Source organism: Flavihumibacter cheonanensis, assembly GCF_022352215.1.
Lineage (GTDB): Bacteria > Bacteroidota > Bacteroidia > Chitinophagales > Chitinophagaceae > Flavihumibacter > Flavihumibacter cheonanensis.
The window spans coordinates 977,187-998,349 of the sequence record NZ_JAKRWF010000001.1 but is presented as its reverse complement, the minus strand read 5'-3'; the positions used below and the strand labels follow the sequence as shown (position 1 = coordinate 998,349).

General features: G+C 43.6%; 19 protein-coding genes. 12 read left to right on the top strand and 7 right to left on the bottom strand.

Annotated elements, in window-relative coordinates; genetic code table 11:
• Positions 1-3: 3 nt before the first annotated feature.
• Positions 4-1,245, bottom strand: a complete 1,242-nt coding sequence (locus tag MD536_RS04365) for an ABC transporter permease (protein ID WP_234863547.1) — start codon at positions 1,243-1,245, stop codon at positions 4-6.
• A 136-nt stretch (positions 1,246-1,381) separates the two neighbouring features.
• Here MD536_RS04365 and MD536_RS04360 point away from each other — a divergent pair, with 136 nt between their 5' ends.
• From MD536_RS04360 to MD536_RS04325, 8 genes are all read left to right on the top strand, one after another.
• Complete coding sequence (locus MD536_RS04360; RefSeq protein ID WP_239596145.1) at positions 1,382-1,759, top strand: hypothetical protein; 378 nt, start codon at positions 1,382-1,384, stop codon at positions 1,757-1,759.
• 107 nt (positions 1,760-1,866) lie between these two features.
• On the top strand, positions 1,867-4,002 hold the full coding sequence (gene fusA2 / locus MD536_RS04355; RefSeq protein WP_239596143.1) for an elongation factor G2: 2,136 nt from the start codon (positions 1,867-1,869) through the stop codon (positions 4,000-4,002).
• Between the two features lie 106 nt (positions 4,003-4,108).
• Positions 4,109-4,354, top strand: coding sequence for a hypothetical protein (locus MD536_RS04350; RefSeq protein WP_239596141.1), 246 nt, complete (start codon positions 4,109-4,111; stop codon positions 4,352-4,354).
• 42 nt (positions 4,355-4,396) lie between these two features.
• Positions 4,397-5,422, top strand: a complete 1,026-nt coding sequence (locus MD536_RS04345; RefSeq protein ID WP_239596139.1) for an AI-2E family transporter — start codon at positions 4,397-4,399, stop codon at positions 5,420-5,422.
• Positions 5,423-5,487: 65 nt separating this feature from the next.
• On the top strand, positions 5,488-6,669 hold the full coding sequence (locus tag MD536_RS04340) for an acetyl-CoA C-acyltransferase (protein WP_239596137.1): 1,182 nt from the start codon (positions 5,488-5,490) through the stop codon (positions 6,667-6,669).
• A gap of 9 nt (positions 6,670-6,678) precedes the next feature.
• Positions 6,679-7,212 carry a GNAT family N-acetyltransferase gene (locus tag MD536_RS04335; protein WP_239596136.1) on the top strand — a complete coding sequence of 178 codons (534 nt, stop codon included), beginning with the start codon at positions 6,679-6,681 and terminating at the stop codon, positions 7,210-7,212.
• Between the two features lie 75 nt (positions 7,213-7,287).
• A complete protein-coding gene (locus tag MD536_RS04330; protein ID WP_239596134.1) occupies positions 7,288-8,670 on the top strand; it encodes a S41 family peptidase in 1,383 nt (460 codons plus the stop codon).
• A gap of 115 nt (positions 8,671-8,785) precedes the next feature.
• Positions 8,786-9,775 carry a pyruvate dehydrogenase complex E1 component subunit beta gene (locus MD536_RS04325; RefSeq protein ID WP_239596131.1) on the top strand — a complete coding sequence of 330 codons (990 nt, stop codon included), beginning with the start codon at positions 8,786-8,788 and terminating at the stop codon, positions 9,773-9,775.
• A 144-nt stretch (positions 9,776-9,919) separates the two neighbouring features.
• Here the strand turns inward: MD536_RS04325 and MD536_RS04320 are convergent, their stop codons facing one another.
• Together MD536_RS04320 and MD536_RS04315 are read right to left on the bottom strand one after the other, a co-directional pair.
• A complete protein-coding gene (locus MD536_RS04320) occupies positions 9,920-10,060 on the bottom strand; it encodes a hypothetical protein (RefSeq protein ID WP_234863533.1) in 141 nt (46 codons plus the stop codon).
• A gap of 108 nt (positions 10,061-10,168) precedes the next feature.
• Positions 10,169-10,960 carry a DUF4846 domain-containing protein gene (locus tag MD536_RS04315; protein ID WP_239596129.1) on the bottom strand — a complete coding sequence of 264 codons (792 nt, stop codon included), beginning with the start codon at positions 10,958-10,960 and terminating at the stop codon, positions 10,169-10,171.
• An 80-nt stretch (positions 10,961-11,040) separates the two neighbouring features.
• On the opposite strand from MD536_RS04315, the gene MD536_RS04310 reads away from it, so the two are divergent.
• Positions 11,041-12,204, top strand: coding sequence for a sigma-54-dependent transcriptional regulator (locus MD536_RS04310; RefSeq protein ID WP_239596127.1), 1,164 nt, complete (start codon positions 11,041-11,043; stop codon positions 12,202-12,204).
• Here the strand turns inward: MD536_RS04310 and MD536_RS04305 are convergent.
• Entirely contained in the window at positions 12,179-13,084 is a 906-nt protein-coding gene (locus MD536_RS04305) for a MerR family transcriptional regulator (RefSeq protein ID WP_239596125.1), read from the bottom strand. The genes MD536_RS04310 and MD536_RS04305 overlap by 26 nt on opposite strands.
• 148 nt (positions 13,085-13,232) lie before the next feature.
• Between MD536_RS04305 and lepB the strand changes: the two genes are divergently transcribed.
• Positions 13,233-14,789 (top strand): signal peptidase I, encoded by a 1,557-nt coding sequence (gene lepB, locus MD536_RS04300; RefSeq protein WP_239596123.1) that lies wholly within the window; start codon positions 13,233-13,235, stop codon positions 14,787-14,789.
• Between the two features lie 30 nt (positions 14,790-14,819).
• A complete protein-coding gene (locus tag MD536_RS04295) occupies positions 14,820-15,311 on the top strand; it encodes a cytidine deaminase (protein ID WP_239596121.1) in 492 nt (163 codons plus the stop codon).
• A gap of 3 nt (positions 15,312-15,314) precedes the next feature.
• Here the strand turns inward: MD536_RS04295 and MD536_RS04290 are convergent, their stop codons facing one another.
• Positions 15,315-15,647 carry a tRNA-binding protein gene (locus MD536_RS04290; RefSeq protein ID WP_239596119.1) on the bottom strand — a complete coding sequence of 111 codons (333 nt, stop codon included), beginning with the start codon at positions 15,645-15,647 and terminating at the stop codon, positions 15,315-15,317.
• A 114-nt stretch (positions 15,648-15,761) separates the two neighbouring features.
• Here MD536_RS04290 and MD536_RS04285 point away from each other — a divergent pair, with 114 nt between their 5' ends.
• Complete coding sequence (locus MD536_RS04285) at positions 15,762-17,183, top strand: Gfo/Idh/MocA family protein (RefSeq protein WP_239596117.1); 1,422 nt, start codon at positions 15,762-15,764, stop codon at positions 17,181-17,183.
• A 179-nt stretch (positions 17,184-17,362) separates the two neighbouring features.
• On the opposite strand, the gene MD536_RS04280 is transcribed toward MD536_RS04285, so the two are convergent.
• A complete protein-coding gene (locus MD536_RS04280) occupies positions 17,363-18,238 on the bottom strand; it encodes a transglutaminase-like domain-containing protein (RefSeq protein ID WP_239596115.1) in 876 nt (291 codons plus the stop codon).
• A gap of 163 nt (positions 18,239-18,401) precedes the next feature.
• Entirely contained in the window at positions 18,402-21,011 is a 2,610-nt protein-coding gene (topA, locus tag MD536_RS04275) for a type I DNA topoisomerase (RefSeq protein ID WP_239596113.1), read from the bottom strand.
• Positions 21,012-21,163 lie beyond the last annotated feature (152 nt).

Below are 21,163 nucleotides of genomic sequence, written 5' to 3'. Positions count from 1 at the left end.
CAATTATTTACTGCGAATGGCGACCACAGGATCCATTTTTGAAGCGATGGATGCTGGAATGATTCCAGCAAGCACCCCCACAATGATACAGATCGACACGGCGATGGTCATAATTTTTATGGAAATAGTAATCGGGAAACCGATGGAACTGGAAATGGCGAGTGTCAGCAGGAATACGAGTAACAAACCGATCATTCCACCTAAAATGCATAGGAAGGCGGATTCCATCAGGAATTCCATCATGATGGTCATTTTTTTAGCTCCAATCGCTTTTTTAAGTCCGATTTGCGGAGTTCTTTCCCGAACGGTTACAAACATAATATTGGCAACACCAAACATACCAACGAACAAAGAAAGAATGGCAATGAAAAAACCTCCCATATTGATACCGGAAAAAATTCCGGCAGCAAATTCACCAAATGCATCTACATCATTAAGAGAAAAATTATCAGCCTGCGTGGGTTTGAGTTTACGGATGGATCGCATGGCGCCGGTCACCTCATCCCGGAGGGCTTTCATAGGAATCATTTCCTTTCCCTGCAACATGATCACAGGATCAGAACGGTCTTCTCTCACCAGCGTTTTCATAAAAGCATAGGGTAGTAGCACACAGTTATCAAATTCCCAACCGCCTATGATGGAAGAACCCTGTTTTTTAATCAGTCCGACAATGTTAACATTCCTGTTATAAATGTTAACCATTTTTCCAACCGCACGTTCCGGTTTACCAAATAGTTCTTCAGCTACTTTATAACCAATAACCGCAGAGTTGGACGCATAATCAAAATCTGTTTGTTGAAGGTAGCGTCCGTCAATCACCTCTATGGTCTGAATATTGGAGAAATCTTCTGAAATGCCGTACATCCTTACATTGTCCAGTTTTTCATCCTGGAACTCCACTTTATCCATCCGTTGCAGTGCAAATGCAATATTGGCTGCTTCGGGTACCGCTTTTCGTAGCAGATCCATTTCATGGTATTTGGGAGAGGGGCGGTTGAGCAATTTCCAGTAAGGAATCTGACCGCTGTAATCCCATTTGTCTATAAAAATGGTATTGCTACCGAGGGCCTTGATATCTTTCTGAACATTTTTCTCCAGGCTATTTACCGTAGCCAGAACACCAATGATACAGAAGATACCAATGGTAATTCCAAACAGGGACAGAAAGGTTCTGAGTTTATTGGAACGAAACTCTCCCAGTGCCATTTTTAATCCGGTTCCCAGAATTTCGAGGGTTTTACGCATAAATCAAAAATACTGCATCCTGATGCAACTAGTATGAAAAAAGAAGCTTAAATTAGAAGAGAACAATCCGCCCGGGAAACAATCTGTACCAGCGTTGAATCAGAGGAAATTATTTCATCACTTAAATATACTTCCAATGGTTACTACAGACATCTCCCAGTTGGTTGGAGAGTGTGCATCCTGGATCACTACTCTCCGTACAAAAAGAGCCGGCTTTACCTCTCTCAGGGAAAAACTCCAGCAGCTTTCCACCAATCTCCAGGACCAGGATACACTTAAAGACCTGGAACACCTCCAGAACCAATTCTACATTCAACTGATCAACATCCACGACCTGAAACATGCCATCAAAGAGCATGAACAGATCGCCCGCTGGGAAAAAGAAAACAAGGGTCAGGTCTCAGACGCAACCATCTCCGCGCATGAAGACATACTGATGCAGTACGAACAACTCAATGACACCCTCGATCATGTGGAGTATGAATTCCGACAGTTCGTCCGCAAAATAGAATGATAACAAGTTAGAAGTATGAAGTATGAAGTAGAATCCCTGCTTCTCACGTCTCACGTCTGACTTTTCACATTTTTCACCTTTCACCTTTCACCTTTCACTTCTTCATCATGCCTGCAGAATTCGACACCTCACATGTCAAAAACATTGTCTTGCTCGGCCATGCCGGTTCCGGCAAGACCACTTTAGCGGAAAGCATGGTTTATGAAGCCGGACTAATACCCCGGCGGGGAACCATTTCCAGCCATTCCACCCTGGGAGATTACCATGAATTGGAAAAAGAAAGAGGCAATTCGATTTTTTCCAAGCTTCTCCACACCCGATGGCGTGGATATAAGATCAACATTATTGACACACCCGGTTACGATGATTTTTGCGGGGAAGTGATTGCTTCCCTGCGTGTAGCCGATACTGGCGTGATGGTCCTAAATGCGGCTATGGGAGTGGAAGTGGGTACTGATATCATTTGGCAATACACAGAGTCATTTAAGACACCCATGCTTTTTGCAGTCAATCAACTTGATCAGGAAAAAGCCGACTTCGATAAAACTGTCCAGGAGGCAAAAGATCATTTTGGTAATAAAATCGTGGTAGTGCAATACCCATTACAACAGGGTGCCGGCTTTCATGAGATTGTAGATGTACTCAGGATGACCCTTTACAAGTTTCACGATACAGGTGGGAAACCAGAAAAGCTACCTATTCCTGAGCAGGAGCGGGAAAAAGCGGAACAGTTGCACAAAGAACTGGTGGAAGCGATTGCCAGCAATGATGAAACACTCATGGAACATTATTTTGAAAAGGGTGAGTTAGATGAAGATGAAATGAAGGAAGGCATGAAAAAAGCCATGATCAACCATGATCTCTTTCCACTATTTTGCGTATCGGCAGAACGAAATATGGGTAGTGGTCGCCTGATGGGATTTATAGATAATGTTTGTCCCAGCGCCAATGATATGCCCGCACAGCAAACCGTACAGGGTAAAGAACTTCCCTGCCGGTCTGATGCTGCCACTTGTCTTTTTGTTTATAAAACAGTTTCTGAACCGCATGTAGGTGAGCTGTCCTTTTTCAAAGTTTATTCAGGAGTGGTCAAATCAGGAATGGAACTAATGAATGCCAATACAAGGGCAAGTGAAAAGATTAACCAATTGTTTATTGTGGAAGGAAACAAGCGAACTGCGGTGAATGAACTGGCTGCCGGCGATCTGGGTGCGACCCTCAAATTGAAAAATACCCATGTCAACAATACACTATGCGATAAAAACAATCCTGTGGAGTTGGTGCCAATCCGATTTCCAGCACCCAATCTTAGCGTGGCTATTGACCCATTTGTAAAAGGAGAGGAGGAAAAGCTATCGCAAGCCCTTCACATGCTGGTTGAAGAAGATCCCACCATTCGGGTGGAAGTTTCCGCAGAACTGAAACAGACCCTGTTGCATTGCATGGGAGATATGCACCTGGCAGTCATTAAATGGAAATTACAAAACCAGTTTCGGTTGGAAGTGCGTTTTTCCAGACCCCGAATTGCCTACAGGGAAACCATCCGCAAGCCGGCAGATGCCCAATATCGCCATAAAAAACAATCTGGTGGAGCTGGCCAATTCGGTGAAGTACATCTAAGAATTGAACCCTGGTATGAAGGAATGCCAGACCCAAACGGTTTAACTGTCCGGAACCGGGAAACGCATCAACTGCCCTGGGGTGGAAACCTTGTTTATTACAACTGTATTGTTGGAGGTGCCATAGACACCCGCTTTCTTCCTTCCATTCTGAAAGGAGTGATGGAAAAAATGCAGGAAGGCCCCTTAACCGGAAGTTATGTTCGGGATATAAGGGTTTCAGTATATGACGGGAAAATGCACCCGGTTGATTCGAATGACATTTCATTTAAGCTGGCTGGATTGCAGGCTTTTCGCCAGGCTTTTCAACAGGCCGACCCACAACTACTTGAACCGATCGGGAAAGTGGAAGTTACTTGTCCGGATGACCTAACCGGTTCGGTAATGGGAGATTTACAAACGAGGAGGGCTATTGTAGAGGGACTCGAATCTGAAGGGCATTTCACCAGGATCAGTGCAAAAGTACCGTTGGCTGAACTGTATGAATATGCCTCTTCTCTTCGTTCCATCACCCAGGGTAGAACAAGGTTCAGTATTCAATTTGATCACTATGCTCCCGTTCCTTATGAATTACAGAAAAAACTTATGGAAGAATACAACAGGCAGGCAGAGCTGGTCGAATAGCTTATCAAAGTAGCTTTTCGATGAATGGAACAATGAATTTATTTTCTGCATCGTTTATGCTTTGTTCCGTTTTTAATCGACGTACCCATTGAAAATTTCCACACCTATGAACGAACAGTTGTACTTCAACGATCAGGCACATATTGCCGAAAAGTTTCAGTTGATCCAGGAGCATTTGCAGGACACCAGTAAAATGGCAGTACTGAAAATCCGCAACTGGAAATTAGTGGAGCATCTGCCGGAAACCAGCCAACGCTATCAAAAGCACATGCATCAGACACTATTCAACATTGTTCCAAACGAGTTCATTCTTTGCGAAGTGGGATATTATTTCTCCCCACTGAACAACTGATAAAAAAGGGCCGATATGACGGCCCTTTTTTATCTTTATATCATGCCAAAACTAAATCAGGTTTTACTTTTTGTAGTTCTCTCCTGTATAATTTTATATGCAGGCCGTTCCCTCTTCATTCCCCTCAGTTTCGCCTTGCTGATCAGTTTCATTCTCTATCCAATTTGTAAATGGATGGAAGAAAAAGGACTTTCCAAATCAATGGCAATTCTGATCAATCTGACTTTTCTAACCTTGCTGCTTGGAGGAATCGTATTCCTGCTTGTATATCAGTTAAAGCAGTTTGGATCGGAATGGCCACTTTTAAAAGAGAAGATCAATCAATCGATCAGTCGTCTTTCTGTCTATCTCAATGATGAATGGCAAATTGATAGTGTAACACAACAAACCTATACCGATCAGTTGCTGAAAAATGCACCGGGTTACCTGTTCAATTTTTTACAAAAGACCATCGCCAGCTCTGCTGTTTCATTGGTTCTATTATTCCTGATTCCTATTTACAGTTTTCTCATTTTGTATTATCGAAGCCGGTTGATGAAAGGTCTTGTTTTACTAATTCCTGATATATACCGGCCACGTATAACCGAAATCGTTCAGTTGGCAATACAATCTTATTATAATTTTATCAAAGGTATGCTGGCTGTTTACCTAATCGTTGGTATTTTAAACAGCATCGGCCTGTTACTGCTGGGGGTGCCTCACGCCATCTTGTTTGGTGTTATTGCCGCCGTCCTTACTTTTATTCCCTATGTTGGCATTTTGGCGGCTTCGCTTTTTCCGATTACTTTATCCTGGGTCACCTATAATTCCATCTGGTATCCGATTGGTGTGATTGCTGTCTTTGGTGTTGTACAATACCTGGAAGCCAATATCATCTTCCCCTGGGCTGTTTCCCGCAAACTGGAATTAAATACCCTTTTTACAATCATCGCCATCATTGTGGGTGGAATTTTATGGGGAGCGGCAGGTATGATCCTCTTTGTGCCTTTTGCTGCTATACTGAAATTAATTGCCGAAAGAATAGAAGGAGGTACACCGTTGGTATTGTTATTGGGAGACGACAAATAGAAAACTATCAACTGTTAGCATTTGAGCCTGTTTCCGTATTTTCGTCATTTAACTGAAAAAACCATATGAAGGAAGTTTATGTTGTTGCGGCCGTTCGTACTCCCATGGGAAGTTTTGGCGGCACACTGAAAGACATTAGTGCTACCCAATTGGGGTCGATTGCCATTAAAGGAGCCCTGGCGAAAGCAGGCCTTTCCGCAGATCAGGTAGAGGATGTTTTGATGGGTTCTGTTTTACAGGCAAACCTGGGACAGGCTCCAGCCCGACAGGCTGCAAAATTTGCCGGCTTACCTGATACCGTTAACTGTACTACAATCAATAAAGTTTGTGCCAGTGGTATGAAATCTGTTGCGTTGGGTGCCCAAAGCATTATGCTGGGTGATGCATCTATTGTGGTAGCTGGTGGAATGGAAAGTATGAGCAATGTTCCATTTTATGTTGAACAACTTCGCTGGGGTAACAAATATGGTAATACTGCCCTGATTGACGGGTTGGCAAAAGACGGCTTGACAGATGTATACGATGGCCTGGCTATGGGAAATGCAGCGGAAAAGTGTGCGAGAGAATGTGGAATCAGCAGGGAAGACCAGGATCAGTTCGCGATTGCAAGTTATAAAAGAAGCCAGGCAGCCTGGAACGAAGGCAAATTCGATGCTGAAATTCTTCCGGTACCCATTCCGCAACGAAAAGGTGAGCCAATCCTTTTTTCAAAAGATGAAGAACCCTGGAATGTAAAATTTGAAAAGATCCCAGAACTGAGACCGGCCTTTCAGAAAGATGGTTCTGTTACCGCGGCCAATGCTTCTACTATGAATGATGGAGCTGCAGCACTGATCCTTGTAAGCAAAGAAAAACTGGATGAGCTCGGACTAAAACCCATTGCCAGGATTCTCTCTTATGCGGATGCGGAACAGGCGCCTGAATGGTTTACCACCACACCTTCTCTGGCAGTTCCCAAAGCCGTAGCAAAAGCAGGCCTGTCCATGCAGGACATTGAATACTGGGAACTAAATGAAGCCTTTGCCGTGGTAGGTATTGAGAATAGTCGCCGTATGCAACTCGACCCTGCCAAAGTAAACGTTCACGGTGGTGCCGTTTCCCTGGGTCACCCCCTTGGTTGTAGCGGAGCGAGGATTCTGGTTACCCTCATCCATATCCTGAAAGATAAAAAAGCCCGATACGGAGCTGCTGGAATTTGCAATGGCGGTGGTGGTGCTTCTGCTATGGTAATTGAAAATCTGGCATAACTTGCCAGGATGGATATTTTACCTGTTACAAATGAACAAAAAGCTTTGCTGGCTGACCTGAGCCGGCAAACCTTTGTTGATACTTTTGCGTCTTACAACAAGGCGGAAGATATGCAGCTGTTTCTGGATAAGCAATTTACCAGGGAACAGTTAATGGCGGAACCCGACGAACCGGACAATTATTTCTTTATTGCCTGGGAGGATGGAGAGCCTTTGGGATACATGCGACTGAAGTTTTGGCAATCACAAGCCTATAGTTGTTTGCCTTCAGCACCCACTGTAGAAATAACCCGTTTATATGCTACTCAGCTTGCCATTGGGAAAGGTGTTGGAAAAGCCATGATGCAGTTTGCACTGGACTTCGCCAGGTCAAAAATGGTAAAACAGGTTTGGTTGGGAGTTTGGGAGCACAACGAAAGAGCCATCCGATTTTATCAGAAATGGGGCTTTGAGAGAAAAGGAGATCATCCCTTTTTATTAGGCACTGACCTCCAAACTGACTGGTTGATGGCTAAGGAACTGGGGGATTTGGTTAAAATTTGAACTAAAAACCTATTTTCTCGCTGAACAGAGCAACTGAAAGTGAAACTTAAACGTAAATTGAAAATAAAATCCCATATGAAACGAATACTGTTGCTATCTCTGATGGCGGGTTGGGTATTGGTGGCCTGTCAGAAAAAAGTGGACGACCCGGAACCAAACCCAAATCCGCCCGGCCCAACACCTCCTACAGCTGAGCAAAAACTGAAGGATTCCGTAATGCTGTATACCAGGGATATTTACCTCTGGTACAACCAGATACCGGCTACCTTTAATGCGCAAAGTTATGCAGATCCTAACAAGATAATGGAAGCCATCCGGCCTTTCAGTAAAGAAAACGGATTTACCAACCCGGTTGACCGCTGGAGTTTTGCCGTAAAAAAAGCAGATTGGGATAATGCCAGCAGTGGTATTTCCGCGGACCTTGGCATGGGTATTTTTTTCCGTTCCAACAATGATCTACGGGTTACCTATGTTGAAAAGGACGGAGCTGCTGGAAAAGCAGGTGTTCAGAGAAGCTGGAGGCTGTTAAAAATTAATGGCAACAGTAGCATTAATACCTCCGATGCCAGTATCAATTTTATCGTGAATGCGATCTACGGAGGAAATGCCGCAACGGTTGAATTTCAAAAACCTGACGGAACCACTCAGGAGATAACGCTTTCTCCCATTACCTACCAGGAATATCCTTTGGCATTGGATACCGTATATACAAACGGAGGCAAAAAAATCGGGTATGTGGTGTTGAATTCTTTCCTGGGAGATCAGGATCAGATCAAGCAAGCAATGGCATCCACCTTTTCCGATTTTGGTGCTCAGGGCGTAACAGAACTGATTGTTGATCTGCGCTACAATGGAGGTGGATTTGTGTCCTTATGGGAAGAAATGGGCAACTTCCTTGCACCAACAGCCGCAAATGGAAAGGTTATGTATCGGCAAAGTTTCAACAACAAATATGCCAGCCAGTTCGATGAAACCGTGAATTTCGAGAAAAAAGGTACCGTTAATCCGGCAAAAATTGTTTTCATTATTTCTCAAAATACAGCGTCTGCCAGTGAAGGTCTTATCAATAGCCTGACTCCTCATACGGAGGTGAAAATCGTTGGACCAAGTGCCTCCAATGGTAAACCGGTTGGTTATTTTCCGATCCCGGTTGGTGATTGGTATATTCTTCCTGTTAGCTTCCGGACAGTGAACAGTAACAATCAGGGAAGTTATTTCAACGGATTTATCCCTGAAAGTCAGGTTCCGGATGGGCTGGATAAGGCCTGGGGAGATCTGACGGAAGACTGTTTGGCAAGTGCGATGAAGTACCTGACTACCGGTTCTTTCAGGGCTGCTACACGCGAATCAAGCCGCCTGACGGCTGATTATTTGGAAAGTTACCAGCGACTCCCGATGAAAAAAATGAAAGTATTGGTAGAAGACCGTTATAACTTGTCAGAAAAACTCAAAAATTAAGAATAACTAGTTTTTATCAAAAGCCCCCTTACCGGGGCTTTTGGCATTTATGGGGGATTTTTTGCGCATTTGGAGTGTAACCAATAAATTTGCCACTCCTTATAAAAACAAAAGAATGGCAAGATCAATTGCATTTAGAGAAGCGCTGCGCGAAGCAATGAATGAAGAGTTCCGTCGCGATGATCGCGTATTCCTGATGGGAGAGGAAGTGGCTGAATACAATGGAGCCTACAAAGTTAGCCAGGGTATGCTCGATGAATTTGGTGAAAAACGAGTGATCGATACCCCAATTTCTGAACTTGGATTTGCTGCAGTTGCAGTTGGTGCAGCTCAGAACGGCCTGCGTCCCATTGTTGAATTCATGACCTGGAACTTCGCTGTTCTGGCACTTGACCAGATTCTGAATACAGCTTCTAAAATGCTTGCGATGAGTGGAGGTCAGATTTCCTGTCCCATCGTATTTCGTGGACCCAATGGTTCAGCCGGACAATTAGGAGCCCAGCACTCTACTGCATTCGAAAGTTATTATGCCAATATTCCGGGCATCAAAGTAGTATCCCCATCTAATGGTTACGATGCAAAAGGATTGTTGAAGCAAGCCATTCGTTACGAAGAGGATCCCGTGATTTTCATGGAGTCTGAATTAATGTACGGCGATAAGTCGGAAGTTCCTGAAGAAGAGTACTATATCCCGTTAGGTAAAGCAGATGTAAAAAAAGCAGGATCCGATGTTACCATCGTTTCATTCAATAAAATGATGAAAGTTGCTTTAGGAGCAGCTGCTGAACTGGAAAAAGAAGGTGTAAACGCGGAGGTGATTGACCTAAGAACCATTCGTCCGCTCGACTGGATGACCATCCTTGAAAGTGTAAAGAAGACCAATCGCCTGGTTATTGTTGAAGAACAGTGGCCATTTGCATCCATCTCTTCTGAAATTTCCTACCGGATCCAAAAAGAAGGATTTGATTACCTCGATGCACCGATTCGCAGGATAACAGCTGCAGATGCACCGTTGCACTATGCTCCCAATCTGGTAGCTGCTGCTTTACCAGATGTTGCAAGAACGGTAAAGCTGGTAAAGGAAGTGATGTATATGAAGAAGTGAAAGGTGAAAGGTGAAAGGTGAAAAGTGAGACGTCAGACGTGAGACGTCAAAAAATATAAAAACCCGTAGGAGAAATTCTCTTACGGGTTTTGATTTTTTTGGGCGTTAGCTCCACGTAGCTTCTCACATCTCACGTCTGACGTCTCACTTCAGCATGCTTCCAACAGTAAGCAGAAAGCAATACGAGTAGGCCATTAGAACGCCTGCCAATAAAACAAGTTTGGTTGTCAATTGCCACACGCTGATCTCGCGGGTGTTTTTCAAAGGGTGACGTAGTCTGTTCATAGGTGGATATTTTTGGATTTTGGATACTTCAAAAATACAATCCCTAACTACTCCTGTCAATCACAGTTCTACCCGATTTTTTTAGTACAATTACGAAGCGTTTCCACTTTACCACTGGTACAAACTGCCAGCCGGAAAATTCCATTCAGGCGTTTGAAAGCTGCCGCCTGTAAAGTGCTGCCAGGGTTGCGGGTATTGTGTTTTGACGGATTTAACCAGGTGAATATCCTGAGCTGGCATGAACCCCTGCAACAGGATAAAAACAGTTTCCCCTTTTGCATTCTTTGCCAGGTCCACAACCTGCATAACATGGCCTGGATAACCGGGCTGAAGAAATACATCACCTGCTTCGGGACTTGAGTTGGCTGACTTGCGCCTCATCTGCCTTGAAAGAGAAGCTGTACCACAATAGACAAACACTTGCTGAAGAAAACGATCCAGGTTTGATCGTACCCCCGGCGAAACTGATTGAGCACTACGCCTTACCGTTAGCAATTTATTTCCCTTCAGTATATATCGCCCCCCCTTGCACCAATCGGAATAATTCAACAAGGTACCGTCTGTTGCGAAAAAATGAATCTGTTCATATTGCTGCTGTTCAAACAACCAGGACGCCCGTATGAGCATAACCGCATCCGCACATTGTAACAGGGAATTATTCCGAACCGGTAAGTCCAGCACTGCATAAGTAGCCTGCTGGTTTGGCTTGGGCAGACCAGTATAATAATATACCGTCTTGTTTTGCTTTAATACGAGTTTCCGGAGATAGTCTGAATAACTTCCTGTTGCAGCCACCGGTCTGACAAAGCCCGACGGAACAGCAATGGATTCAATTGACCTCAGTTTATCTGCACGTTGAAAAAATGGCAAAATAATTGCCAATATCAGGGGCAATTGCATTAATCGGTATTTTTGGTACAGTTGAGATGCAATTCCAAATTATTTACACAATCGATACCACAGCATAAACTGATTTTAACATGTCCCAAATATTAATAATTGACGACGAAAGAGCCATTCGCAAAACATTGGGAGAGATTCTATCCTACGAGGGATATAAGGTAGAAGAGGCATCGGATGGGGAAGAAGGATTGAAAAAATTTAAGGAAAAAAATTTTGACGTAGTACTCTGTGATATCAAAATGCCGAAACTGGATGGAATTGAATTTCTGGATAAAGCAAGGGAAGCCAATCCGGATATACCCATCATTATGATTTCTGGTCACGGCACTATTGAAACCGCTGTTGAGGCGGTTAAAAAAGGCGCCTTTGATTATATTTCCAAGCCACCGGACCTTAATCGCCTATTGATTACTTTACGAAACGCAATGGATAAAACCTCCCTTGTTACGGAAACAAAAGTGTTAAAACGCAAGGTAGGCAAGGTGCAGGAAATGATTGGAAATTCTCCTGCTATCCAACGAATCAAAGACACCATTGAGAAGGTAGCACCTACTGATGCCCGTGTATTAATAACAGGCGAAAATGGGGTAGGAAAAGAGTTGGTAGCCCGCTGGCTCCATGAGAAAAGCAATCGCTCTTCCGGTCCGTTAGTAGAAGTAAACTGTGCTGCAATCCCAGGAGAATTGATCGAGAGTGAACTTTTTGGACACGAAAAAGGCTCCTTTACTTCTGCCATTAAGCAACGTATTGGCAAATTTGAACAGGCCAGTGGAGGAACATTGTTTCTGGACGAAATTGGCGACATGAGTTTATCGGCACAGGCAAAAGTATTGAGGGCATTACAGGAAGGAAAAATCACAAGGGTAGGGGGTGATAAAGAAATTTCAGTAGACGTTCGAGTGGTAGCTGCTACAAACAAGGACTTGCTTAAAGAAGTGGAAGAAAAAAACTTCCGGCTAGATCTGTATCATCGTTTGAGTGTTATCCTGATTCATGTTCCATCTCTTAATGATAGAAGAGATGATATTCCGCTGCTTGTAGATAAATTCCTTGAGAATATCTGTATAGAATACGGTATCGCCAAAAAAGAAATTGAGGCAGATGCCTTGGAAGCGCTGCGCGATTACAACTGGACTGGTAATATACGGGAATTGAGAAATGTTGTGGAGCGATTGGTTATCCTGTCAGGTAAAACAATAGTGAAGGAAGATGTCGTCAATAATGTGGTGCCAAGGAATTAACCTGGTCAGCTGCTGAAAATTTCAGCATGGCCTCACAGTCTTTTAACCAGGTAAAAGATGGGTGAGATGGAAGCGATTGGTTTTGCAGGGCAGGGCCGGCTGCAACTATTTTCTTGTCAGGAAAATGATAGAGCAGTTCCTGAAGGTAGTTTTCCAACGGACGATCATCCAGGTGTGTGATCAGGTGAAAAAACAGATGAGACGGATGATGCACTTCACAGATATCCTTTAACACATGGAGGTTGGCATTTTTGCCATAGTAAACGCATTTTGAACCATTCTTTTTTAACAGGTAGTGCATAAAAAGAATAGGAATCTCATGAGATTCTCCAATAGGTGTAAATAATAAAACAGTTCGGGCATTTTCGGCATTTTCCGTTTCCAGTCCATCTATTGCAAGCAATAACTTTTTCATTACAAGCGAACTGCAAAAGTGCTCCTGGGCAGGAATTACCCGGTCACAAAGCCAATTATTTCCGATCAGGTTCAGTAACGGAAAAATGATTTCCAGCATTGTCTTTTGAAGTCCTATGTGCAAAATCTGCAAATGAACTACCTGGTTAAACGTTTCCTCGTCAAAATTGGAAACGGCTTCCAAAAGTTGGCGAAATGGTTCAGCATATACGCCTGCGTTTAAATCCTGCATGCAGTAAGAAGCCAGTTGCTCCTGATCAATTTCCAGCAATGATGAAATCTTGTTTCCTCTTTTGTACAGGATGGAAAGTCGCAGTATTTTCTTTAAATCCTCCCCGTCATAATAGCGATGCCCACCCTCTTTTCGCTTCGAGAAATCATACTGGTACCGCTGCTCCCATACCCTGAGTGTATGTGCTTTAATACCTGTAAGCTTTTCTATATCCCGAATGCTGAACCTGTTCATAACGGTTGCAAGAATGCGGTAAAAATTCCGATTAACAAAAATTTGGGGGCTATGCTGTCATAATTTACATAAAACAGTTACAAATAGTGCAGGAAACTAGTATTATTACCTTATAATGGTATTTTTGCCCACATCTAAAATTGCCTGAATGACAACGAATCAGATTTTGATCGTATCCCTGATTTCACTTTTACTGGTGATGTTACCGGCTTTTGGCCTTTCGAAATTGTTTCAGAAAGCAGGAGTGCCTGCATGGAAAGCCTTTGTTCCCTTTTACAATACCTGGACCATGCTGGAAATCGCCAAACGTCCGAAACACTGGTTTTTCTGGCAGTTTATTCCAGTGGTAGGTTGGTTCGTTACAATGGGTATCCTGATTGAATTTGTAAAATGTTTTAATAAGTTCAGCTTTTGGGAACATACGTTGACCTGCTTACTGCCATTCGTTTATTTTCCAATGATTGGGATGGACCCCAAGACCCGTTTTATCGGCCCGGAAGGAGTGAAACATTATAAAAAAACACCCGTACGGGAATGGGTGGATGCCGGCATCTTTGCCATTGTTGCCGCTACACTGATCCGCACCTTTATTTTTGAAGCATACACGATTCCAACCGGATCCATGGAAAAGACGCTTTTGGTAAATGATTTCTTATTTGTTAGCAAACTGAGCTATGGCCCCAGGATTCCAAACACACCACTGGCGGTTCCCTTCGTACATCATTCATTGCCGGGTAGTACCACTAAATCCTATTCGGAACTTATCAAATTGCCTTACAGCAGGTGGTTTGCCAGCCCGGTTAAAAGAAACGATGTAGTTGTATTTAATTTTCCGGATGGAGATACCGTTATCAATAAGCCGGAGTTTCAGTCGATGTATCCATATTACAATGTTGCCCGTCAATTTGGAAACGGCAATATGGATTTGGGGAGACAAATGATTCTAAGCGACCCTGAAACCTATCCGCTGGTAATACGGCCAGTAGATAAGCGTGAAAATTATATCAAACGGTGTGTAGCAATCGGAGGTGATACCCTGGAAGTTCGCGAAGGACGTGTCTATATCAACGGTGAGCCGGGATTCGTTCCCCCCAAATCACAGTTGCTCTATGAAATTGAAACAAACGGACAGCCGCTAAATGCGGAGTTCATGAAAGATGAATATGATATCGATATCAACGATGAGCAGGAATTTGCCAGATTGAGTGGTAATGTATTCAATATGTTACTCACCGCAGAAGCAGTTGATAAGTTACAAAAAAGCGGTTTGGTGAAACGGATAACTCCTCTGCTGATTCGTCCGGATGCAGTGCCTCCAACCAAATTTACCATTGATATTTTTCCGCATGACGGAAAGCACAAATGGACAGAAGATTTTTATGGCCCGATCTGGATACCAAAAAAAGGGGCAACAATTACACTTACGGCAGATAACTACTCCATTTACGAAAGAACAATACGTGTTTTCGAAGGCAACCAGTTGGAAAGACAGGGCGATCAATTTATTATCAACGGAGAACCAACCAACCAATACACATTTAAGATGAATTATTTCTGGATGATGGGGGATAACCGCCACCAATCGCAGGACAGCCGTTTCTGGGGCTTTGTTCCGGAAGATCATGTGGTGGGGGAAGCCTGGATCATTTGGATGAGCCTGAACAAAGGAATACGCTGGAATCGTCTTTTCAGAACGATTCATTAAACTAATTGGAAAGCGCTCCAAACGAACAGTATGAAAACCAACTCCTTTGAATTTGCTTATGAAGTTTACGATTCCATTGAGGAATTGCAGAAAGGGGATGCCGCTTTACTGGAAACTGCCCGTGCTATAACGGTTCAGGCTTATGCACCCTATTCCAGGTTTTTTGTGGGGGCATCAGTAAAATTGGACAATGGCCAATTGTTGAGTGGAACGAACCAGGAGAACGCATCTTTTCCTGCCGGAATTTGTGCAGAACGTACTGTACTGGCTGCTGTGTCCTCTGTTTATCCAGGGGCTGTAATCCATGCCATGGCAATTAGTTTTCGTTCAGCCGGAGCAGCAAGTAACCACCCCATTTCACCTTGTGGTATTTGCAGGCAATCACTCATTGAGCAGGAAAAAAGGCAGCAGGCTCCTATTAGAATTATCCTGGGCGGACAAGTTGGACCTATATTTATAATAAGTTCAATGAATCATTTGCTGCCTTTTAGCTTTACAGGTGAGGAGTTGGATAAAGGATGAGTACTATCCGATCTTAGAACCATTTTTTACCGGACGATCTGGTTGTAATAATACTACTTCATTATTGGGTGTATATACTCCTAAAACCAGGCATTCACTATTGAAATTGGCAATTTGTTTGGGAGGAAAATTAAGGATGACAATTACCTGCCGGCCAGCTAATTCTTCTTTTGAATATAGATCAGTAATCTGCGCCGAGGATTTTTTTATGCCGGCTTCCCCAAAATCGATAACTAACTGGAAGGCGGGTTTTCTGGCTTTGGGAAAATCCTGCACTTCCAGAATGGTCCCAAGACGAATATCTATTTTTTCAAAATCAGACCAGCTTATGAACATATTTTCAAGATATTAACGCAAAATGATCGTTTTTTTTTGATTCAATGCGTAATCGGTAAACAAACCTACCGTAAATTCAGGCATCTTTTAATTTTTATCAAACCGATTGTAATTATGCCCCGTTTATCGCCATCGCGTAGAAAATTCCTTCGGAATTCGACTGCAGCAGCCGCAGGTTTTTTCATTGTACCCCGCCATGTTTTAGGAAAAGGCTTTGTTGCACCCAGTGATACACTGAATGTTGCAGGAATTGGTGCCGGAGGTAAAGGCACCAGCGACCTTGCAGAGTTTTACAAAACCGGCAAAGTAAATATTGTTGCGCTCTGCGATGTGGATGACAGGGCAGCGGCCAAGTCACGCCAGGCACATCCCAAAGCGCCTTATTATAAGGATTTCCGGGACATGCTGGAAAAACACAAAAACCAGATCGATGCGGTTTCCATTTCTACTCCTGACCACACGCATGCTAATGCTACCCTTGCAGCCATGCAGTTAGGAAAGCATGTTTATACACAGAAACCACTAACCCACGATATTTATGAAGCACGTTTGTTAACCGAAGCTGCCAAAAAATACAAAGTGGTTACCCAAATGGGAAACCAGGGAGGTAGTGGGGATGGAGTTCGAAGAGCAAAAGAACTCATTGATGCGGGCATGATTGGGGATGTTCATACGGTACATGCCTGGACCAATCGTCCGGTTTGGCCACAAGGTATTCCTACACCTTCCGGTAAACATGATATTCCAAAAGAACTGAATTGGGACCTTTGGCTTGGTCCTGCACAGCACATTGATTATAACCCAGCTTACCTGCCCTTCAATTGGAGAGGCTGGTGGGCGTTCGGAACCGGTGCCCTGGGTGATATGGCCTGTCATATTTTGGATCCGGCATTCCGGATATTGCCCATTCTTTATCCAAGTTCAGTTGAGTGCAGTGTTGCCAATATCTGGCAGGATATGTGGGTTGAAAGCTCCAATCCGGATGGATGTCCTCCTTCTTCTATCATCCACCTGGATTACCCCAGAACGGATGGAAAAGGTAATATTAAAATTTCCTGGTACGATGGTGGCCTTCTGCCAAACCGTCCGGATGAATTGTTACCGGGAGAAGCATTTGGCAATTGGGATGGTGGAATCCTCTTTGAAGGAACTAAAGGGAAACTTTTGGCTGATTGCTATGGTGAAAATCCGCGTTTGCTGCCTACAACCAAAATGCAGGAAAGCCTGCCAGCGCCAACCATCGCAAGAGTACCAGAAGGGCATTATGCACAATGGGTATATGCTTGTATTGCAGGTCATGGAAAAGGAAAAACCAGTTCTCCTTTTGAATATGCGGGACCATTTACAGAAAGTATTCTCATCGGTAACCTGGCGATTCGCAGCTGGATGATGAAAAATCCCAACCTGAAAGGTTGGAACGACAAATACCTGGGTCGTAAGAAATTGTTATGGGATGCGAAGAATATGAAAATCACCAATTTCGAAGAAGCCAACCAGTTCGTGAAACGTGAAAGAAGAAAAGGATGGGAGCTGTGAGGAAGGTGAAACGTCAGACGTGAGACGTGAGACAAATCTCTAAAATAAAAGCCCGCATTTCTGCGGGCTTTTATTATTTTATTTGGATGCTTAAACCTCAGAGAACTCATGTTTCACCTTTCACTCTCTTTCACCTTTCACTTTTCACGTCTCACGTCTGACGTCTCACGTCTGACGTCTCACGTTTCCAACAGCTGCGCCAATTTCATCAGTTCCTCCTGTTTATATCCATCTTTATCTGACTCATAGCAGCGGGAAAATTCTTCGAGTAAATGCTGAATGATACGGATGGTATTCATTGGTTTGAAGAAGGAAGCGGTAGGCGGAACAGATATCCTTTTGAAATAGGTATCCACATCTTTTTGTGTAAATACCTGGCCACTCATGGGATCAATATAAAATTGAATTTGATGCATCGGGTTAGAAGCAGGTTCCTGCCAAACACCCGGTTCCATATCAAAATAAGCAAGTATAAACTGCCGGGGAATAGGAACAGCACGTATGGGAATATCGAGCAAATCGCAAAGTACCAGGTACAGAATACCATTGCTAATGGCATTTCCTTTTTTGGTTTCCAGGACTTTATTTAATAGAAAATCATTCGGCTCTGAATAATTAATTTCAGAACCTTTCAGATGGTAGTAATTATAAAGAATTGTGGTGAGTACGTTGGTTTGTTCCAGCGGCGTAAGGTAATTATTGAGCTCCAACCAGATATTTCGTCGCATTTTTTCAATATCCTGCAGAATAGCGCTGACATTAAGGTCGGGGTATTGAAATTTACAAACCAACAGGGCCCCACCTAGCAGATCTGGAGCAGGTTGTGCTTTCCATCGTTGAAAATCATTGGTTAACTCACAGTAGTGCAGGCGATGAATAAGCATTTCAATCCGCTCCTGAACAGCCTCATCCGGAGTCGTTTCCCACAAATGTTCCAGGTTTGGAATGATATTGGTTCCAAGCGAGATAATCCGGTCGCTCACTGTGGAAAACACCTCGATATCGGGGTCATCAATGAGATGAAAAAGGGCTGATATTTCTCGGGTTTCTTCCATTCCTTGGTTGGGTTCAGATTAATAACAATCTTAGGACGCTTAAACCACCCAAAATATTGTTATTGTTCCGCCAATAAATTTCGCTGGAAAGCAGGTATAATGCCTCGATACTTATCCACTACTGTGGATAAGCGGAAGTACTGCCAGTAAACGGATTTCCTTGCTATTTTTTCCCGGGTGAGGATTTTTTTGCTGCCTTTTTGGGCGCGGCTTTCTTAGCCGGAGCTTTCTTTGTGGCCGCTTTTTTTGCAGGTGCTTTTTTGGCTGCTTTTTCAAATGCTCCCGGAATTTCAGCTTCGATCATTTTTTTGATTTCTTCAAGGGAAATGCCAGTTAGTTCCTCCTCGGTAAATTTGGAACCATCCGCCTTTCGGCCCATCTTCAGCATTTTTTTGCCAAACCGGATAAAAGGACCCCAGCGACCGTTTTCAAGAGAAACTTTCTCAGCAGGCCATTGCTGGATAAATCGATTGGCTTCCTTCTCCAGTTTTTTCTGAATCAATTCATTGCAATCAGACTGTTTGAGTGCATCAAAATTATATGCCTTCGGAACATTGATAAACAGGTTATTCCATTTGATAAAAGGACCAAATCTGCCTTTGCCTTTTGTAACAGGTAGTCCTTCATACGTTGCGATCGGTGCATCAGCCTGCTTTTTCTCATTAATGAGCTCAACTGCTCTTTCCAAATCCACAGTTAGAGGCTCTTCACCTCTTGGGATAGATACAAATTCCTCACCCCATTTTACATAAGGACCAAACCGGCCAACATTCACAGATACTTCCTGCCCTTCGTATTCTCCAATGGTTAAGGGCAATTTGAATAATTCCATCGCCTCCTCATAGGAGATGGTTTCAATACTCTGACCGGATTTGAGCCGGGCGAATTTTGGTTTTTCTTCCTCACTTGCATCCCCAATTTGTACCATTGGACCATAACGGCCCATCCTGGCAACAACTTTACGACCCGTTTCAGGATCTGTTCCCAGTTCACGTTCACCTTTAATCCGTTCTGCCGTTTCGATGGTTTTATCTACATCCTTTTTGAAGGGATTGTAAAAAGCATCAATCATTTTATGCCATTGCCGTTTCCCATTGGCAACTTCATCAAATTCTTCCTCAATTTTGGCCGTGAAACCATAATCCATTACATCATTGAAATACTGATTCAGGAAGTCAGTAACAACCAGTCCCAAATCAGTTGGAAACAGTTTAGCTTTTTCAGCTCCTGTTGTTTCCTGAGACATTTCTTTTTTGATCTGATCCTTTACCAGTTTCAGTATCCTGAAATCTCTGCGAACCCCTTCTTTATCGCGCTTCTCAACATATCCTCGTTTGAGGATGGTCGTTATAGTAGGCGCATAGGTAGAAGGACGTCCAATTCCCAACTCTTCCAGTTTCTTAACAAGTGATGCTTCTGTATAACGGGGGGCCGCCCGATTGAATCGTTCAGTGGCTGTCATTTCTTTTAACGGCAATACCTGTTTTACCTGCAAAGGAGGTAACATGCTATCATTGCCCTCTTCCTCGGTCAGGTCGTCATCATCCCGATCCTCCCGGTATACTTTCAGAAAGCCATCAAATTTCAACACTTCACCAGTTGCAGTGAGTTCCTCCTTATTGGTTGAAATTGAAATTTTGGCTGTAGTTTTTTCCAATTCGGCATCAGCCATTTGGGAAGCCATGGTACGCTTCCAGATCAGCTCATATAAGCGCTTGGTTTCCGGATCATCCACCGTACTGTTTTCCATGTAGGTTGGGCGTATGGCTTCGTGCGCTTCCTGGGCAGACTCATTTTTGTTTTTGAATTTGCGCGGTTGAAAATAACGCTGCCCATATTGCCCGGTAACCTGCTGACGGATTCCATCCATGGCAGTATCACTCAGGTTAACGCTATCGGTACGCATGTACGTGATATTACCACTTTCATACAGTTTCTGCGCCAGCAACATCGTCTTACTTACAGAATAACCAAGTTTACGGCTTGCTTCCTGCTGCAGGGTGGAAGTTGTGAATGGGGCAGCGGGAGATTTCTTACCCGGACGCACCTGGATATCCGTTACTGTATAACTGGCCCCCTTGCAGGATTCAAGGAACTTCTCTGCATCCTCCTGCTCATTATATTTTTGTCCTTCAGCCTTGAAAAGAACAGGTTTATTGGACAGGTCATTGGCCGTAAAAAAGGCATCAATACGGAAATGACTCTGAGACTTGAAGGCATTGATCTCGCGTTCGCGTTCTGCTATCAACCGAACCGCAACAGATTGAACCCGTCCGGCACTCAGGGAAGTTCCCATACTCATTTTACGCCAGAGAACGGGACTCAGTTCAAAACCTACGATCCGGTCGAGCACTCTTCGCGCCTGTTGAGCATTTACCAGGTTCATGTTTACCGTACGGGGCGACTGAACCGCTTTCTGAATAGCAGGTTTGGTAATTTCATGAAAAACGATCCGTTTGGTGTTGCTGGGATCTAAACCGAGTACTTCACACAAATGCCAGCTAATGGCTTCTCCTTCCCGGTCCTCATCCGTTGCCAGCCATACTTCGTCACTTTTTTTAGCCAGTTGTTTTAATTCTTTCACCACTCTTTCTTTCTCATCCGGTACTATATAGCGAGGTTTGTACTGGTTGTTAATGTCGATTCCCATTTCACCCTTTTCCAGGTCGCGGATATGGCCATAACAGCTCTTCACCTCAAAATCTTTCCCGAGGATTTTCTCAATGGTTTTGGCTTTCGCCGGCGACTCCACTATCAATAAATTCTTAGCCATGTATCAATAAATCGTTTTAAAAAGTAGATCCAGTCCTTGCAAGTTTACAGTATAAGACCGAAAATACCAATTCAGGAAATTTCTGCGTCTTACCAAAGCTTTAAGAAATACTATGCTCAAATAGTCGTTATTTGTGTCGTTCCACTTCTACC

What these genes read in the sequence shown, in the direction of transcription:
- MD536_RS04365 (WP_234863547.1), bottom strand. Translation starts at nt 1,245, where the DNA reads ATGCGTAAAACCCTCGAAATTCTGGGAACCGGATTAAAAATGGCACTG.
- MD536_RS04360 (WP_239596145.1), top strand. Translation starts at nt 1,382, where the DNA reads ATGGTTACTACAGACATCTCCCAGTTGGTTGGAGAGTGTGCATCCTGG.
- fusA2 (WP_239596143.1), top strand. Translation starts at nt 1,867, where the DNA reads ATGCCTGCAGAATTCGACACCTCACATGTCAAAAACATTGTCTTGCTC.
- MD536_RS04350 (WP_239596141.1), top strand. Translation starts at nt 4,109, where the DNA reads ATGAACGAACAGTTGTACTTCAACGATCAGGCACATATTGCCGAAAAG.
- MD536_RS04345 (WP_239596139.1), top strand. Translation starts at nt 4,397, where the DNA reads ATGCCAAAACTAAATCAGGTTTTACTTTTTGTAGTTCTCTCCTGTATA.
- MD536_RS04340 (WP_239596137.1), top strand. Translation starts at nt 5,488, where the DNA reads ATGAAGGAAGTTTATGTTGTTGCGGCCGTTCGTACTCCCATGGGAAGT.
- MD536_RS04335 (WP_239596136.1), top strand. Translation starts at nt 6,679, where the DNA reads ATGGATATTTTACCTGTTACAAATGAACAAAAAGCTTTGCTGGCTGAC.
- MD536_RS04330 (WP_239596134.1), top strand. Translation starts at nt 7,288, where the DNA reads ATGAAACGAATACTGTTGCTATCTCTGATGGCGGGTTGGGTATTGGTG.
- MD536_RS04325 (WP_239596131.1), top strand. Translation starts at nt 8,786, where the DNA reads ATGGCAAGATCAATTGCATTTAGAGAAGCGCTGCGCGAAGCAATGAAT.
- MD536_RS04320 (WP_234863533.1), bottom strand. Translation starts at nt 10,060, where the DNA reads ATGAACAGACTACGTCACCCTTTGAAAAACACCCGCGAGATCAGCGTG.
- MD536_RS04315 (WP_239596129.1), bottom strand. Translation starts at nt 10,960, where the DNA reads ATGCAATTGCCCCTGATATTGGCAATTATTTTGCCATTTTTTCAACGT.
- MD536_RS04310 (WP_239596127.1), top strand. Translation starts at nt 11,041, where the DNA reads ATGTCCCAAATATTAATAATTGACGACGAAAGAGCCATTCGCAAAACA.
- MD536_RS04305 (WP_239596125.1), bottom strand. Translation starts at nt 13,084, where the DNA reads ATGAACAGGTTCAGCATTCGGGATATAGAAAAGCTTACAGGTATTAAA.
- lepB (WP_239596123.1), top strand. Translation starts at nt 13,233, where the DNA reads ATGACAACGAATCAGATTTTGATCGTATCCCTGATTTCACTTTTACTG.
- MD536_RS04295 (WP_239596121.1), top strand. Translation starts at nt 14,820, where the DNA reads ATGAAAACCAACTCCTTTGAATTTGCTTATGAAGTTTACGATTCCATT.
- MD536_RS04290 (WP_239596119.1), bottom strand. Translation starts at nt 15,647, where the DNA reads ATGTTCATAAGCTGGTCTGATTTTGAAAAAATAGATATTCGTCTTGGG.
- MD536_RS04285 (WP_239596117.1), top strand. Translation starts at nt 15,762, where the DNA reads ATGCCCCGTTTATCGCCATCGCGTAGAAAATTCCTTCGGAATTCGACT.
- MD536_RS04280 (WP_239596115.1), bottom strand. Translation starts at nt 18,238, where the DNA reads ATGGAAGAAACCCGAGAAATATCAGCCCTTTTTCATCTCATTGATGAC.
- topA (WP_239596113.1), bottom strand. Translation starts at nt 21,011, where the DNA reads ATGGCTAAGAATTTATTGATAGTGGAGTCGCCGGCGAAAGCCAAAACC.